The following is a 14,985-nucleotide window of genomic DNA, read 5'->3' as shown; positions in this document are numbered from 1 at the left end:
CGATAATATAGGTATTACTGAGGGATGGCGCGGACATGCAAGGTATTGCCTTCCACGAATATCACTTCAACTTCGGTACCAACACCCAGTTCGGTCGCGCAATAAATACGCCAGCTACTGTCACCAACCCGCATGCGACCAAAACCATCAATAGTCGGTTCGGTCAATGTGGCTCGCGTACCCAATAGCTGATGGGTACGTTGATTCAGCATGGCAGGTTGTGGTTTGATGCGTTTACTCAGCCAATACCACCACAGGAATGCAGCAACCACCGTCAGGACGGAAAATAGCACGCCTTGCATCTCCCAGCTAAAGGGAAATAGCCAGACTAACGCGCCCACGACTACGGCGGCAACGCCGCTCCACAGCATATAACCACTGGCACCTAGCATCTCGGCGGCCAGAAGCAGCCCGCCGAGGGATAGCCAAAACCAACTTGGATTCGCGGCAATTTCCTCCAGCATGGTTATTTACCTCGGCTGTTTTTACTCTCGCCAATCAGTTCTGCAATTCCACCGATAGCACCCATCAGGCTGCTGGCTTCTAGCGGCATCATAATGACTTTGCTGTTATTGGCGGAGCCGATGTGTTGCAGTGCGTCGGTATATTTCTGTGCCACAAAGTAGTTAATGGCTTGAATGTCACCGGCAGCAATAGCCTCAGAAACCATTCTGGTAGCTTGAGCTTCAGCTTCAGCACCACGCTCACGGGCTTCTGCTTGCAAGAATGCGGATTGACGTTCACCTTCAGCTTTCAGAATCTGTGATTGCTTCTCACCTTCAGCACGCAAAATTGCGGCCTGACGAACCCCTTCGGCTTCCAGAATATCAGCACGTTTAGTACGTTCCGCTTTCATCTGAGCATTCATCGCAGAAATCAATTCAGCCGGTGGGCGCACATCACGGACTTCAATACGAGTCACTTTAATGCCCCACGGGTTGGTGGCTTCATCAACAATATGCAACAGGCGGCCGTTGATGTTGTCACGTTGGGACAACATTTCATCCAGCTCCATAGAACCTAAAACAGTACGGAAGTTGGTCATGGTCAAATTGATGATGGCCGATTCCAAATTGCTGACTTCATAAGCTGCTTTTACTGGGTCAATAACCTGGATAAAGCAGACTGCATCAATTGCTACGTTGGCGTTATCGCGGGAAATGATCTCCTGGGATGGGATATCCAAGACTTGTTCCATCATATTGATTTTGCGACCAACACGATCCATAAATGGCACAACGATGTTCAAGCCTGGCATCAGGGTTTTGGTATAACGACCAAAACGCTCGACAGTCCACTGAAAACCTTGTGGAACAATTTTGATTGAGGAAAACACCACAATCAGGGCTACAACGATAAGAACAGGGATGACCGTAAACATATTTAACTTCCTGTCAGCAATGATATTTGTTTCTTAATATTACGTGACCGGTGGTTAAATGCCTAACTAAAGGCAGGTAAAAGCGTGTAAATGAGAAAAAACTTGGCTGGGGCAGAATAAAACCGCGCGGGATGCCCCCGCGCAGTAGCAAATAAGGGATCGCCAAAAAGGTTATGGCGATTAACTTTCGCTGTCAGTACAGTAATGAGTAAAGTTGACGACGATATTTGGCGGCCAGTGCATCGCCGGTGCCTAGTGCAGCTAAAATATCCATTAATGTCTTACGTGCAGTACCGTTCGCGGCAGCCAGATCTTTCTTCAAATGGCTCAGCAACAGCTCTAAAGCCTCTTCATTGCGGCCAACCTGATGCAGTTGTAGCGCCAATTGCACCGCGAGTTCGACGTTATCAGGCTGCTCAGTCAATTGCTGTTGTAACTGTTGGATCTCTGGCGTGTCGGCAGCTTGTTTGAGCAACTCAATCTGAGCAATCAGCCCTTGATAACGGGTATCACGGTCTTGCAGTGGAATGGTTGCCAGCACCGTTTCAGCATCTTCACTGCGGTTCAACTGAATTTGCACTTCAGCCAGTTGCAGGCCAATTTCACTGTTTTGCCCACTCAGCGCCCAGGCATCTTTCAGCAGTGGCAGTGCTTCTTGCACTTTGCCTTCGCTTAACAATTGTGCGGCTTCGGCAACTTTCAATTCTTCAGGTTTCGGCAATACCCGTTGTAATAGCTCGCGGATAACCTCTTCCGGCTGTGGTCCTTGGAAGCCATCCACCGGTTGACCGTCTTTAAACAGATAAACCGCCGGAATTGAGCGTAAACCAAACTGTGACGCCACCATCTGCTCTGCATCGCAGTCGACACGAGCCAGAATGAATTGACCGGCATACTCTGCGGCCAGTTTATCCAGCACTGGCGTCAGTTGCAGACAATGCTGGCTGCGTTCGGACCAAAAGTAGAACAGTACCGGCACGGCCATGGATTGTTCTAAGGCCTGGTGTAGGTTTGCTTCAGTAATATCAATCGTAGTAGGTGCTAGCATGAATTATTTCTCTCATCCGTTTTAACACTAGATGGGGGCAGATTATGTTGCTTCAACCCCAACTATTTTTGGATAGTCAGTTAGGCATTGCCGCGCAGGACTTTATCTAACATTCGCCCCGGTAGGATGCGGCGCAGAATGGTCAAAGCATGGGCCACTAATGTGACAGGATAGCGCAATTGTGGGCGCGGGCTTTCCAGCGCATGGCGTAATTTCGGTAATATAGCCTGCGGGGGCAGGGTAAAGCGCTTTGCGATACCGGGATTATTGACTGGTTTATCGGCCTCGGCCTGATTGACGTTTTGTGTAAAATGGGTACTGATCGGGCCGGGTTCAATCAGACAAACATGTACACCACTGTCGTGCAGTTCCATACGTAGTGCATCAGACCACGCTTCCAACGCATATTTGCTGGCCGCATAAGCGCCGCGACCCGCGGTAGAAACCAACCCCATCACCGAACTGGTTTGAATTATACGCCCTTCGCCGTGAGGCAACATTGCTGGCAACAGCAATTGCGTGAGCTGGTGGGTGCCGAATAGATTGGTGGAAAACTGCTTTTCCAACTGCTGGCGTGAAATGGTGTGCAATGGGCCATACAGGCCGAAACCACCATTGTTAAACAGGCCGTATAGGCGCCCGCCAGTCAGTTCGATAACCTGCGCAGCAGCACGTTCCACACTGGCACTGTCATCCAAATCCAGTTCAATACCTTCCAGACCCAATTGCGTCATCTTTGCCACATCATCAGGTTTACGGCAGGCGGCCAGTACGCGATAGCCCCTGTTTTTCAAATCCTGTGCCGCAACCAGCCCGATACCGCTGGAACAACCGGTAATTAATACAGTTTTTTGCATAACTTTACCTGGTGAGTGATTCTATTTGTTTGAACAAGTGTTATTACTGCTTATTGGTCACTAATGGTTTAAGTTGTTGCGCCATCCAATCCGCGATGAAGGGTTGGGCCGCGGCGTTAGGGTGTAAGCCATCATCCTGCATCCACTGCGGTTTCACAGCAACAGCTTCCATAAAGAAAGGGACCAATGGAATGTTAAATTGCTGTGCCAGTTGTGGATACATCGCGGTGAAAGCATCAGTATAACGGCGACCATAGTTAGGCGGAATGCGGATTTGCATCAATAAAGGTTGTGCTTTTGCTTCCAATATCTGATTGATAATTTGTGTCAGATCCCGTTGAGTATCTTGTGTTGGAAAACCACGCAGACCGTCATTTGCTCCCAGTTCTATCAGCACCCAGCGCGGCTGGTGTTGTTTGAGTAGGGACGGTAGGCGGGCCAAACCTTGAGCGGCGGTGTCACCACTGATACTGGCATTGACTACCTTCGGCAGTGACGGTGTTCCCTGCCATGTTTTATCCAGCCGTGAAGGCCATGCTTCGGCAATCGGCAGGCGGTAACCGGCGCTTAAGCTATCGCCAAGAATTAACAGTGTATCGGTTGCGGCGGCACGCAAACTGAATAATCCCAACAGTAAAAGGAAGGGAAGATGCCAGCGGAAAACGTTCTTGAAGTTCATCATCTTAATAAATACGTCGGCCAGGGTGAGCAACAGCTCTCCATCCTTACCGGAGTTGAGCTGGTTGTCAAACCCGCCCAGACAATTGCGCTGATTGGTGAGTCGGGTTCCGGTAAGTCAACTTTGCTGGGGATACTGGCAGGGCTTGATGATGGCAGCAGTGGTGAGGTGAGTTTACTCGGCCAGTCTTTGACCGCCATGGATGAAGAAGGGCGCGCGCAATTACGTGCAAAAAACGTCGGCTTCGTGTTTCAGTCATTTATGTTGGTACCCACACTCAATACGTTAGAGAACGTTCAGCTTCCTGCATTGTTGCGTGGAGAGAGCGAACGCAATAGTAAGGCCCATGCGGTGGAGTTATTAGATCAACTCGGATTGGGCAAACGGCTACATCATCTGCCCGCTCAGCTTTCTGGCGGTGAGCAGCAGCGGGTAGCACTGGCCCGAGCCTTCAGTGGGCGGCCTAAAGTGTTATTTGCCGATGAACCGACCGGTAATCTTGACCGCCATACCGGTGACAGAATTGCTGATCTGCTGTTTTCATTGAATCGGGATTATGACACCACACTGATTCTGGTTACCCATGATGTACAACTGGCGGGGCGTTGTCAGCGCCGCTTGCGGCTGCGGGACGGCAAATTGTGGGAGGAAGCATGATTTGGCGCTGGTTTTGGCGTGAGTGGCGCTCACCCTCACTGTTAATTGTCTGGCTGGCATTAACACTGGCGGTGGCTTGTGTGCTGGCGCTGGGTACCATCAGTGACCGGATGGAAAAAGGGCTGAGTCAGCAAAGCCGCGATTTTTTAGCCGGCGATCGGGTGCTGAGCGCGGCGCATCCGGTTCCTGAAGCGTGGTTGCTGGAAGCTAAACGGCAAGGGTTGACCGTCAGTCGCCAGTTATCGTTTATGACCATGACTTTCGCGGGCGATCGCCCACAACTGGCTGATGTAAAAGCCACAGATTTAGCCTATCCGTTGTATGGCAAATTAGATACGTTGCCTGTTGGCGCGGTGCTGGAACCGGGTACGGTGTTGGTGGCACCAAGGCTGTTGTCGCTGCTTGGGGTTAAGGTCGGCGATATGCTGGATGTCGGTGATACTTCACTGAAAATTGTCGGTGAAGTGATTCAGGAGCCTGATTCTGGCTTTAATCCATTCCAAACCGCGCCGCGTATTTTGATCAATCTGGCTGACGTGGAAAAGACCGGCGCGATTCAGCCGGGTAGCCGTCTGACCTATCGTTATATGTTCGCCGGCCAGCCTGATGGCGTCACCCAATTTAGTGACTGGCTTACGCCACAATTGAAACCAGAGCAGCGGTTGTATGGTTTACAAGAATCAGGTGGCGCGCTGGGGAAATCGCTGCAACGGGCGCAGCAGTTCTTGCTGTTATCGGCGCTATTGACGTTACTACTTTCGATTGCTGCCGTTGCGGTGGCGATGGGCCACTATTGCCGTAGCCGCTATGATTTAGTTGCGGTACTGAAAACATTAGGTGCAGGACACCGTGCACTGCGGCGGTTGATTATCGGTCAGTGGCTGTCGGTGCTGGTGTTGGCAGGCCTGTGTGGCAGCGTGATTGGCCTCTTATTCGAGAAGGTTTTAGTTCGTTTATTGTCACCGGTATTACCGGCCGCATTGCCAGCAGCCGGTTTATGGCCATGGGTATGGTCAATGGGTTCGCTGGTATTGATTTCGCTGCTGGTGGGTGTTCGCCCCTATCGGCAACTGCTCGCGACCCAGCCGCTACGGGTTTTGCGCCGTGATGTTTCCGCGAATGTTTGGCCGCTGCGTTACTTTATTCCTGCAATGCTGGTTATCGTGATTGGCCTATTGGCATTGCTGATGGGGGGGAACGCGTTATTGTGGGCCATTATGGCTGGCATGGTGGTATTGGCGTTATTACTGGGCGTGATTGGCTGGGGCAGTCTGGTACTGTTGCGCCGCCTGACTGTTACCCGTCTATCATTGCGTCTGGCAATCAACCGTTTGCTACGTCAACCGTGGATGACGTTAACGCAACTGGCGGCATTCTCCTTATCCTTTATGCTGTTAGCATTGTTATTGGTACTGCGTGGGGACCTATTGGATCGTTGGCAGCAACAATTGCCGCCGGACAGCCCGAATTACTTCTTGCTGAATATGACACCGCAACAGGTGCCACAGGTAACTGAGTTTCTGACGCAACATCAGATAACGCCATCAACGTTCTATCCTATCGTGCGGGTACGGCTGTCTGAAATTAACCAGCAACTGGCCACCGAGCGGGTGCGCGAAGATGAACCCGGTGGCGAGGCGGTTAACCGTGAATTGAATCTGACCTGGCAGCAAGATTTACCGGCGCACAATATTTTGACCGCCGGTCAATGGCCACCTAAAGCCGATGAAGTGTCGATGGAACAAGGAATTGCTGACAGACTGGGGATTAAAATTGGCGATAAACTGACATTTAGCGGCGATACGCAGTCATTCGAAGCCAAAGTTAGCAGTATTCGTCAGGTGGATTGGGAAAGCCTGCGGCCAAACTTCTACTTTATCTTCCCGCCGGGTGCATTGGACAAACAGCCACAAACCTGGCTGACCAGTTTCCGCTATCAAGGAGACGGGGAGGTGCTGACACAACTGAATCGGCAATTCCCAACACTCAGTTTGCTGGATATTGGCGCGATGCTTAAACAGGTCGGGCAGGTGTTGCAGCAGGTGAGCCGTGCACTGGAAGTGATGGTGATACTGGTTATCATCTGCGGCACTTTATTGCTGCTGGCGCAGGTTCAAGTCGGGATGCGTCAGCGCCGTCAGGAGCTGGTGGTTTACCGGACACTTGGCGCAAGTAAACGCTTACTGCGAGGTACCTTGTGGTGGGAGTTTGCCTTACTGGGGTTGGTTGCCGGGCTGGCTGCTGCCATCGGAGCTGAGGCGGCACTGTGGGCATTACAGCGCTTAGTGTTTGATTTCCCGTGGCAGCCTAATTGGGTGATGTGGTGGCTGTTGCCGTTGGCTGGCGCGCTATTGTTGTCATTGTGTGGCGGTTGGTTAGGTGCGCGTTTGTTACAGGGAAGGGCGCTGTTCCGCAATTATGACAGTTAGCCTATTTGGGTAACCTGGCGTTGCAGTGTGGCTGCAACGCCAATGATTTGTGGGGCAGGCCAGATGAGTTACAGCTTATCCTGCGCCCAGATCAGCGCGTTCTGGTATTCCGCTGGTAACAACGGCGCGAGTGCGGCCAGAGCTGCACGTAATTGTGCGCCATCGGGATGGTTCAAATTCATATGACCTACTTTACGGCCTGCGCGCACTTCTTTTTCATACCAGTGCAGATGCACCAACGGCAGAGATAGCCATTCGATGTTCACTGGCGTGCCAATCAGGTTGACCATCGCTGACGGGGTGTTAACCACCGGCGTCGGTAAGGGCAGGTCCAAAATGGCGCGCAGGTGCAGTTCAAACTGGCTTATTGACGCACCATTTTGCGTCCAGTGACCGCTATTATGCACCCGTGGTGCCAGCTCATTGATCAACAGATTGTCGCCAACGATAAAGCACTCCATGGCCATTACGCCAACATAATTCAGCTTATCCATAATGGCTGACAGCATTTTTTCAGCTTGTTGCTGTAATCTGCTATCGGGCTGTGGCAAAGCCACGCTCATACGCAGGATGCCATCTTCATGCAGATTGTGGGTTAACGGGTAAAACACCGATTTGCCTTGGCTGCTGCGTGCGCCGACCAGCGAAACTTCACCGCTGAATTTAATCCCTTGCTCAACGATGCATTCACCGTAAGCATCAGTTGGCAAGGTATCTTGATCACCTGCCCGTAACCGCCACTGACCACGTCCGTCATAGCCTCCGACCCGACGTTTGACAATGGCTAGCTCACCTAATGTTGCAAAGACCTGCGGCCATTCGCTGCTACTTGCTAATAGCTGCCAGGGTGCGGTTGGCAGATTCAGGCTATCGAGCAATTGCTTTTGTGTCAGGCGATCTGCCAGACGCGGGAAGATATCGCGGTTAACAAAAGCCGTTTGTGTGGCGAGTTCGCGGGTTAACGCTGTTTCTGGCCAGCGCTCAATCTCGGCGGTAATCACACTGTGCTGATAAGGCACGGCTTCAGGTTCTGCATCCAAGCCCACCGGATAAACTGCAATACCCAGGGGTTCGCCAGCCTGACGCAGCATGCGTCCTAGCTGACCATTACCTAATACGCAAACTGGTTTCATGCCTTCACCTGTAAGTCTGGCACCCGAGGATCTGGATTATCCAGCACTTCGTCAGTTTGGCTTTTGCGCCAATCAGCCAGACGAGCGGCTAATTCAGCATCGTGCAATGCCAATATTTGTGCGGCCAGCAAGGCGGCATTGGCAGCACCGGCTTTACCGATAGCCAAGGTTCCCACCGGGATACCGCGCGGCATTTGTACAATCGAATACAGGCTGTCGACGCCACTCAGCGCAGCACTTTGTACCGGAACACCTAAAACAGGTACCAGCGTTTTTGCCGCAATCATACCCGGCAGATGTGCAGCACCACCGGCACCGGCAACTATCACCTGTAGGCCATTGGCTTGGGCTGACTCGGCAAAACTGAACAGCTTATCGGGGGTGCGGTGTGCGGAGACAACTTCCACATGAAATGGAACATTGAGCGTGGTGAGCACGTCAGCGGCGAACTGCATGGTGGCCCAGTCACTCTTGGACCCCATTACGATAGCGATTTTAACCCCGGCTGCATAAGCCGAATCGAGGTTAGCTCCCATGAGTGTAAAGCTCCTGTGATTGCGCAAGCGTCGGCCAGAATGATTTTACTTAAATCGTGACTGGCGAAGAGGGCGTAGAGCATATCATGAGCCAAAGGCGAGGAAAACGGTTGCGTCGCGGCTTTTAGTGGGATTTATCGGTTTTTTATACCCACTCGCCAGATAAACCTGAAGGTCAAAATGGGAATTTAATCAACTCAACACTGTCTGCCGTGACTTTGACCATCGAACCCTCAACATGCCAGGCACCGAGAACCACACGATGGGCGGTTGTGGCGGGGAGTGCTACGGGGTGAACCGCTGGGCGATGCGTATGCCCGTGGATCATCCAACTGACGCCATTACGTTGGAAGCTATCAATCACTGCTTGTTGATTTACATCCATGATAAGTTCAGATTTGCCGCTATTGTTCTGCTGACTTTGGTTACGCATATAAGCCGCAATGCGTAAACGAAAACGCAGAGGTAGCCACAGGAACAGTTTTTGAATCAGTGGATTATGTACTCTACGACGAAAATGCTGATATTCGGTGTCATCGGTGCACAGTGTATCACCATGTAAAATAACAATTTTACGGTCATACAGTTCGACGACTATCTCTTCCGGCAGCAGGGTCATACCACTTTCTTGAGCAAAGCGTTTACCGAGCAAAAAGTCACGATTACCGTGGATAAAGTAGCAAGGTATACCCCGTTGTTGGAGTGATTTCAGCGCAGCGGCAACTTGCCGGTACAGTGGTTCGGGGTCATCATCGCCAATCCAGGACTCGAACAGATCACCCAGGATATATAACGCATCAGCATGAATGGCTTCACGCTGTATAAAATGCAGGAAACCGGCAGTGATTGCCGGTTCCTGAACGCTAAGATGCAAATCTGCAATAAAAAGCGTGCTCATTAAGCTGTCATTATTCGCTGATAGTGACGCTTTTGATGATCACATCTTCTTTTGGTACATCCTGATGCATACCGCTACGGCCAGTAGCAACGTTTTTGATTTTATCAACAACGTCCAAACCTTCAGTAACTTCAGCAAATACGCAGTAACCCCAACCATCTGGGCGCTCTGAACGGAAGTTCAGGAAGTCGTTGTCGGCAACGTTAATGAAGAACTGTGCAGTGGCAGAGTGCGGATCGTTGGTACGCGCCATTGCCAGGGTGCCACGGGTGTTTTTCAGGCCGTTGTTAGCTTCGTTTTTGATAGTTGCATCCGTGGTTTTCTGGTTCATGCCCGGCTCAAAACCACCGCCTTGAATCATGAAACCGTCGATAACACGGTGGAAGATAGTGTTATCATAGAAGCCTTTACGGCAGTAGTTCAGGAAGTTTTCAACGGTAACCGGCGCTTTATCCGCGAAGGTATTGACGACGATATCGCCGTGATTAGTATGAAACGTGACCATAATAATGTTCCTGCTAGTGTAATAGTGTATTCACAAATGAGTCGTAACTCTTTAGACGGCTCTTATATCATAACTCTGAGATTGAGTCAGCACTCGAAACGCCAGCAAGAAGTGTGAAAAAGTGCTGAATCAGTGGCTGATTTACCGCATAATCTGGTGATATCCTTTTATCTCCCTCGCCCTTGACGTTGTTTGCGCTCTACCGGCAACGCCAATGAGTTTGGGTATAAACCATGCTTACCGCAAAACAAAAACCACGGAATGTCCCGATGCTAAAGATTTTTAATACACTGAGTCGCCAAAAAGAGGAATTCAAGCCTATTCATGCCGGTAAAATTGGTATGTACGTATGCGGGATCACCATTTATGACCTGTGTCACATTGGGCATGGGCGTACTTTTGTCGCTTTCGACGTCGTGGCGCGTTATTTGCGTTATTTAGGTTACTCTCTGACGTATGTGCGTAATGTTACCGATGTTGACGATAAAATTATCAAGCGCGCATTGGAAAACAATGAAAGCTGTGAGCAACTGACGACACGTATGCTGGCAGAAATGCATAAAGATTTCGATGCACTGAATCTTGAACGCCCTGATTTAGAGCCGCGTGCGACTCACCATATTCCTGAAATTATTGCGCTGACTGAGCGTTTGATTGCCCGTGATCACGCTTATGTCGCGTCAAATGGCGATGTGATGTTTGCCGTGGACAGTGACCCTGATTACGGTTTGCTGTCCCGTCAGGATTTGGATCAATTACAGGCCGGTGCCCGGGTTGAAGTGGCTGATGTTAAACGCAATCCGATGGATTTTGTCTTGTGGAAAATGTCTAAACCGGGTGAACCAAGTTGGGCATCACCTTGGGGCCCGGGCCGCCCTGGCTGGCATATCGAGTGCTCGGCGATGAATGGCAAACAGTTGGGTGCACATTTTGATATTCACGGCGGCGGTTCTGATTTGATGTTCCCGCACCACGAAAATGAAATTGCGCAATCTACCTGTGCCCATGATGGTCCCTATGTGAACTACTGGATGCACTCCGGTATGGTGATGATTGACAAAGAAAAAATGTCTAAATCACTGAATAACTTCTTTACTATTCGTGATGTGCTGGCCTATTACGATGCTGAAACCGTACGTTACTTCCTGATGTCCGGCCACTATCGCAGTCAGCTTAACTACAGCGAAGAGAACCTGAAACAGGCACGTGCCTCACTAGAACGCCTGTATACCGCTCTGCGTGGTACTGATGCGAGTGCGATGCCTGCGGGTGGTGCAGAGTTTGAAGCGCGTTTCCGTGCCGCAATGGATGATGATTTCAATACTCCAGAAGCCTATTCGGTACTGTTTGATATTGCCCGTGAAGTAAACCGCCTAAAAACTGAAGATATTATGGCGGCGAATGGCTTAGCGGCAGAATTGCGTAAACTGGCCCATGTGCTGGGATTATTAGAGCAGGATCCAGAGCTGTTTTTACAAAGTGGCGCGCAGACTAATGACGACGAAGTAGCAAAAATAGAAGCGTTAATTAAGCAACGTAACGATGCCCGTAGCAGTAAAGATTGGGCGCTGGCCGATTCGGCCCGTGATCAGTTGAATGAGCTGGGTATTGTGCTGGAAGATGGCCCACAAGGGACGATATGGCGCCGTAAATAGCATGGTATTGGGTGGATAGGTGCAATTTAGCTATCTGCATCTAAAAAAATTGCGGTTCTGGTGCTGACCAGTAACCGCATTTTTTTGCCCTTATCTCGCCATGGCAGTCTTTCGCAATAACCAGCTAGAACTCGCCTTTGCTGAGGTGATTAGGCTTTAACCTGCACTTTCATGCCTTGAAACTCAACAATCTGGTCAGCCAGGATTTTGCAGCGCTTACGTGTTTCTACATTCCCGTCGACTTTCACCTGTCCATCTGCGATGGCGGCTTTCGCTGAGGCACCGCTGTCGTTCCAGCCCTGTAACTTTAATAAGTCACACAGCTCAACGTGTGGGTGTTTTTCCAAATGAAAAATGTCCATTCCTGTCCTTACAATCAATTTTCGTTGATGTCGTGATATTCCTCGCAGGCTTGCAAGGTATTTTGTATCAGTGTTGCAACGGTCATCGGCCCGACGCCACCGGGAACCGGTGTAATCCAACCCGCACGCTCAACGGCGACATCAAATTCTACATCGCCGACTACTTTACCACTTTCCAGACGGTTAATGCCTACATCAATCACGATAGCACCAGGTTTAATCCATTCACCGGGAATAAAACCGGGTTTACCCACGGCAACCACCAGCAAGTCAGCATTTTCCACATGTTGGCGCAGATTTTTGGTAAAACGATGCGTGACGGTGGTAGTGCAACCTGCTAGCAGCAGTTCAAGGCTCATCGGGCGGCCTACAATATTGGATGCACCGACCACAACTGCATTGAGGCCGTATGTCGAGATATTATAACGCTCCAGCAAAGTAACGATGCCGCGTGGGGTGCAAGGGCGCAATTTCGGTGCGCGTTGACACAGGCGGCCCACGTTATACGGGTGGAAGCCATCTACGTCTTTATCTGGGTGGATACGTTCCAGCACTTTGACATTATCAATGCCTGCAGGCAGTGGCAGTTGCACCAGAATCCCATCAATTTCACCATCGTCATTCAGTGAATCAATCAATGCCAGCAACTCTGCTTCAGTGGTGGTCACTGGCAGATCATAAGAACGCGAAACAAAACCGACCTCTTCGCACGCCTTACGCTTACTGGCGACATAAATTTGTGAGGCTGGGTTGACACCAACTAATACTACAGCAAGGCCGGGAGCACGCTTACCGGCAGCCAAACGTTTCTGTACCAACGCAGCAACTTCATTTCTTACCTGCTGCGCAATCGTTTTACCATCAATAATTTTTGCTGACATCAGTGGAGGGATCCATCAATTAAAAAAAGCGGGAATGTGCCTATTTTGTCAGAAGCGGGGCGTGCTGTCAGGCGTATAATAACGATTAATTAACGATTAAATAGCCAGATGATAAACCGTAAGGCGAAAACCCATTGACTCGAAAGAGACTGCCCGTATAATCCAACCCGCAACTGACTACCGGCAGTGTTCTGTGCTGCGGTAAATATCAAATGCGCCCTTAGCTCAGTTGGATAGAGCAACGGCCTTCTAAGCCGTAGGTCACAGGTTCGAATCCTGTAGGGCGTACCATCTATACCTCTTCTAACGTCTATCTAAGTCTACTAATCCCTTATATAATCAGCCTCTCTGACAATTCCTAGCATCCCAACGTCTACCTACATCCACTGCAATCAACAACAAAGTGGGGGTACTATTGGGGGTATGTCTAGGTTCAATGAAGTGAGATACCCCCACATGAAACTGAACGCCCGACAGGTCGATACTGCAAAGCCAAAAGAGAAGCCCTATAAGCTATCTGATGGAGGTGGATTATTTTTGTTAGTAAAAACTACTGGTTCACGTTGTTGGCGGCTGAAGTATCGGATCGCCGGTAAAGAAAAATTGCTAGCATTTGGGGTCTATCCTGATATCACTCTTGCTGAAGCCAGAGCAAAAAGAGATGAGGCAAAGCGTATACTTGCAGTGGGCGGCGACCCAGGTGAAGAAAAAAAAGTAGAAAAACAAACCAGAAAAGTCAGCATTGATAACACGTTCGAAGCTCTAGCCAGAGAATGGCATGCCTACAAAAGGCCCAATTGGTCCAAGGGTTATGCTGATGATTTAATGGAGTCGTTCGAAAAAGACATATTCCCTTACGTTGGAAAACGTCCAATTGCCGAAATCAAACCTCTAGAAATTCTCGAAACCCTACGCAAGTTAGAAAAGCGCGGCGTCCTCGATAAAATGCGTAAAATTCGCCAGGCATGCAGCCAAACTTTCCGTTATGCGATCGTAACTGGCAGAGCAGAGAACAATCCAGCAAGTGAACTAGCTGGCGCTCTGGCTGTTCAGAAGCATACGCATTACCCCCACCTCTTAGCGAACGAGCTTCCCGCATACCTTAATGCTCTCAACGCCTATAGCGGCAGCACAGTCACTCGAATAGCAACACGGCTCCTTATGCTTACTGGTGTTCGTACAACCGAACTACGGGCTGCTGAGTGGCTAGAATTTGACTTGGACAAAGCCGTCTGGGAAGTTCCCACCGCCAGAATGAAAATGCGTCGTCCTCACTTGGTCCCCTTATCAGAGCAAGTTTTGGCATTACTGCGTCAATTACATGAGATTACTGGGCGATTTAAACTGGTATTCCCTGGTCGAAATGACAGCTTAAAGCCAATGAGTGAAGCCAGTATTAATCAGGTCATAAAGCGTATTGGTTATCATGGCAAAGCCACTGGTCATGGTTTCCGTCACACTATGAGCACCATTTTGCATGAGCAGGGGTTTAATACTGCGTGGATAGAAACACAGCTGGCACACGTGGATAAAAACAGCATTCGTGGCACCTACAATCATGCCCAGTATCTTGATGGTCGCAGGGAAATGCTTCAGTGGTATGCCGACTATATGGATAGCCTGGAACGTCAGTCAAAAGCTTAGTGATTAGGTAAAATTCTTCCGTGAGGAATAAAAAAGGGTCGGTTCAGTAGGTTCAGTCGGTTCAATATTTTAGTTTGTTGATTTATAGGTTAATTAATTCATTTTTTGAACCGACCCTGAACCGACTTTAGGCCATTTGAACCGACCCTAATCGTGTTCTCTTCCGAAAACCTGGCCTTTACTCAGCTAAATCACCCTAAATATGCCATTGATCAGCTGAAATTGTTCACCACAGTTTGATGTGAAAATGTGAAGTGATGCTGTGCATCGATAGGGTGGGTGCTGGACGAGTATACAGTGGTGATTTATAGTAGACCTCA

At 49.8% G+C, this 14,985-nt stretch carries 15 protein-coding genes and 1 tRNA gene; 5 read left to right on the top strand and 11 right to left on the bottom strand.

The features are described from left to right. Positions 1-14: 14 nt before the first annotated feature. From A6J66_010965 to A6J66_010945, 5 genes are all read right to left on the bottom strand, one after another. Positions 15-464, bottom strand: coding sequence for an NfeD family protein (locus A6J66_010965; protein PNM24655.1), 450 nt, complete (start codon positions 462-464; stop codon positions 15-17). A 2-nt stretch (positions 465-466) separates the two neighbouring features. Next, positions 467-1,381 carry an SPFH/Band 7/PHB domain protein gene (locus A6J66_010960; protein PNM24654.1) on the bottom strand — a complete coding sequence of 305 codons (915 nt, stop codon included), beginning with the start codon at positions 1,379-1,381 and terminating at the stop codon, positions 467-469. A gap of 193 nt (positions 1,382-1,574) precedes the next feature. Continuing rightward, positions 1,575-2,429 carry a co-chaperone YbbN gene (locus tag A6J66_010955; protein ID PNM24653.1) on the bottom strand — a complete coding sequence of 285 codons (855 nt, stop codon included), beginning with the start codon at positions 2,427-2,429 and terminating at the stop codon, positions 1,575-1,577. A gap of 80 nt (positions 2,430-2,509) precedes the next feature. Beyond that, positions 2,510-3,286: an oxidoreductase gene (locus A6J66_010950; protein PNM24652.1), complete on the bottom strand. Its 777-nt coding sequence runs from the start codon at positions 3,284-3,286 to the stop codon at positions 2,510-2,512. A 43-nt stretch (positions 3,287-3,329) separates the two neighbouring features. Next, the gene (locus A6J66_010945; protein ID PNM26980.1) at positions 3,330-3,968 is read right to left on the bottom strand and encodes a multifunctional acyl-CoA thioesterase I/protease I/lysophospholipase L1; all 639 of its coding nucleotides are present in this window, start codon (positions 3,966-3,968) and stop codon (positions 3,330-3,332) included. On the opposite strand from A6J66_010945, the gene A6J66_010940 reads away from it, so the two are divergent. Further along, positions 3,936-4,622: an ABC transporter ATP-binding protein gene (locus tag A6J66_010940; GenBank protein PNM24651.1), complete on the top strand. Its 687-nt coding sequence runs from the start codon at positions 3,936-3,938 to the stop codon at positions 4,620-4,622. The genes A6J66_010945 and A6J66_010940 overlap by 33 nt on opposite strands. Continuing rightward, positions 4,619-7,051 carry an ABC transporter permease gene (locus A6J66_010935; GenBank protein ID PNM24650.1) on the top strand — a complete coding sequence of 811 codons (2,433 nt, stop codon included), beginning with the start codon at positions 4,619-4,621 and terminating at the stop codon, positions 7,049-7,051. The genes A6J66_010940 and A6J66_010935 overlap by 4 nt, the downstream gene beginning before the upstream one ends. Before the next feature lie 68 nt (positions 7,052-7,119). On the opposite strand, the gene A6J66_010930 is transcribed toward A6J66_010935, so the two are convergent. The 4 genes from A6J66_010930 to A6J66_010915 all read right to left on the bottom strand — a co-directional run bounded on the left by A6J66_010930 (position 7,120) and on the right by A6J66_010915 (position 10,123). Then, positions 7,120-8,184: a 5-(carboxyamino)imidazole ribonucleotide synthase gene (locus A6J66_010930; GenBank protein PNM24649.1), complete on the bottom strand. Its 1,065-nt coding sequence runs from the start codon at positions 8,182-8,184 to the stop codon at positions 7,120-7,122. Continuing rightward, complete coding sequence (gene purE / locus A6J66_010925) at positions 8,181-8,720, bottom strand: 5-(carboxyamino)imidazole ribonucleotide mutase (protein PNM24648.1); 540 nt, start codon at positions 8,718-8,720, stop codon at positions 8,181-8,183. Before purE ends, A6J66_010930 begins: the two co-directional genes overlap by 4 nt. Before the next feature lie 175 nt (positions 8,721-8,895). Next, a complete protein-coding gene (locus tag A6J66_010920) occupies positions 8,896-9,618 on the bottom strand; it encodes a UDP-2,3-diacylglucosamine diphosphatase (GenBank protein PNM24647.1) in 723 nt (240 codons plus the stop codon). Positions 9,619-9,628: 10 nt separating this feature from the next. Continuing rightward, the gene (locus A6J66_010915; protein PNM24646.1) at positions 9,629-10,123 is read right to left on the bottom strand and encodes a peptidylprolyl isomerase; all 495 of its coding nucleotides are present in this window, start codon (positions 10,121-10,123) and stop codon (positions 9,629-9,631) included. Between the two features lie 269 nt (positions 10,124-10,392). On the opposite strand from A6J66_010915, the gene cysS reads away from it, so the two are divergent. Beyond that, positions 10,393-11,778 carry a cysteine--tRNA ligase gene (gene cysS, locus A6J66_010910; GenBank protein PNM24645.1) on the top strand — a complete coding sequence of 462 codons (1,386 nt, stop codon included), beginning with the start codon at positions 10,393-10,395 and terminating at the stop codon, positions 11,776-11,778. A 149-nt stretch (positions 11,779-11,927) separates the two neighbouring features. Here cysS and A6J66_010905 read toward each other — a convergent pair whose 3' ends face one another. Together A6J66_010905 and A6J66_010900 are read right to left on the bottom strand one after the other, a co-directional pair. After that, positions 11,928-12,140 carry a ribosome-associated protein gene (locus A6J66_010905; protein ID PNM24644.1) on the bottom strand — a complete coding sequence of 71 codons (213 nt, stop codon included), beginning with the start codon at positions 12,138-12,140 and terminating at the stop codon, positions 11,928-11,930. 14 nt (positions 12,141-12,154) lie between these two features. Further along, positions 12,155-13,021 (bottom strand): bifunctional methylenetetrahydrofolate dehydrogenase/methenyltetrahydrofolate cyclohydrolase FolD, encoded by an 867-nt coding sequence (locus A6J66_010900; GenBank protein ID PNM24643.1) that lies wholly within the window; start codon positions 13,019-13,021, stop codon positions 12,155-12,157. Between the two features lie 214 nt (positions 13,022-13,235). Here A6J66_010900 and A6J66_010895 point away from each other — a divergent pair. Both A6J66_010895 and A6J66_010890 read left to right on the top strand, forming a co-directional pair. Further along, positions 13,236-13,312 (top strand) — tRNA-Arg (locus A6J66_010895). Between the two features lie 165 nt (positions 13,313-13,477). Beyond that, complete coding sequence (locus A6J66_010890) at positions 13,478-14,665, top strand: DUF4102 domain-containing protein (GenBank protein PNM24642.1); 1,188 nt, start codon at positions 13,478-13,480, stop codon at positions 14,663-14,665. Positions 14,666-14,985: the final 320 nt, after the last annotated feature.

The sequence above is a fragment of the Yersinia enterocolitica genome (assembly GCA_002082245.2).
In the GTDB taxonomy this organism is placed as follows: domain Bacteria; phylum Pseudomonadota; class Gammaproteobacteria; order Enterobacterales; family Enterobacteriaceae; genus Yersinia; species Yersinia enterocolitica_E.
This window is presented reverse-complemented; position numbering and strand designations above follow the sequence as displayed.

Coding starts and splice junctions, on each gene's coding strand:
- A6J66_010965 (PNM24655.1), bottom strand. CDS start 464: ATGCTGGAGGAAATTGCCGCGAATCCAAGTTGGTTTTGGCTATCCCTC.
- A6J66_010960 (PNM24654.1), bottom strand. CDS start 1,381: ATGTTTACGGTCATCCCTGTTCTTATCGTTGTAGCCCTGATTGTGGTG.
- A6J66_010955 (PNM24653.1), bottom strand. CDS start 2,429: ATGCTAGCACCTACTACGATTGATATTACTGAAGCAAACCTACACCAG.
- A6J66_010950 (PNM24652.1), bottom strand. CDS start 3,286: ATGCAAAAAACTGTATTAATTACCGGTTGTTCCAGCGGTATCGGGCTG.
- A6J66_010940 (PNM24651.1), top strand. CDS start 3,936: ATGCCAGCGGAAAACGTTCTTGAAGTTCATCATCTTAATAAATACGTC.
- A6J66_010945 (PNM26980.1), bottom strand. CDS start 3,968: ATGATGAACTTCAAGAACGTTTTCCGCTGGCATCTTCCCTTCCTTTTA.
- A6J66_010935 (PNM24650.1), top strand. CDS start 4,619: ATGATTTGGCGCTGGTTTTGGCGTGAGTGGCGCTCACCCTCACTGTTA.
- A6J66_010930 (PNM24649.1), bottom strand. CDS start 8,184: ATGAAACCAGTTTGCGTATTAGGTAATGGTCAGCTAGGACGCATGCTG.
- purE (PNM24648.1), bottom strand. CDS start 8,720: ATGGGAGCTAACCTCGATTCGGCTTATGCAGCCGGGGTTAAAATCGCT.
- A6J66_010920 (PNM24647.1), bottom strand. CDS start 9,618: ATGAGCACGCTTTTTATTGCAGATTTGCATCTTAGCGTTCAGGAACCG.
- A6J66_010915 (PNM24646.1), bottom strand. CDS start 10,123: ATGGTCACGTTTCATACTAATCACGGCGATATCGTCGTCAATACCTTC.
- cysS (PNM24645.1), top strand. CDS start 10,393: ATGCTAAAGATTTTTAATACACTGAGTCGCCAAAAAGAGGAATTCAAG.
- A6J66_010905 (PNM24644.1), bottom strand. CDS start 12,140: ATGGACATTTTTCATTTGGAAAAACACCCACACGTTGAGCTGTGTGAC.
- A6J66_010900 (PNM24643.1), bottom strand. CDS start 13,021: ATGTCAGCAAAAATTATTGATGGTAAAACGATTGCGCAGCAGGTAAGA.
- A6J66_010890 (PNM24642.1), top strand. CDS start 13,478: ATGAAACTGAACGCCCGACAGGTCGATACTGCAAAGCCAAAAGAGAAG.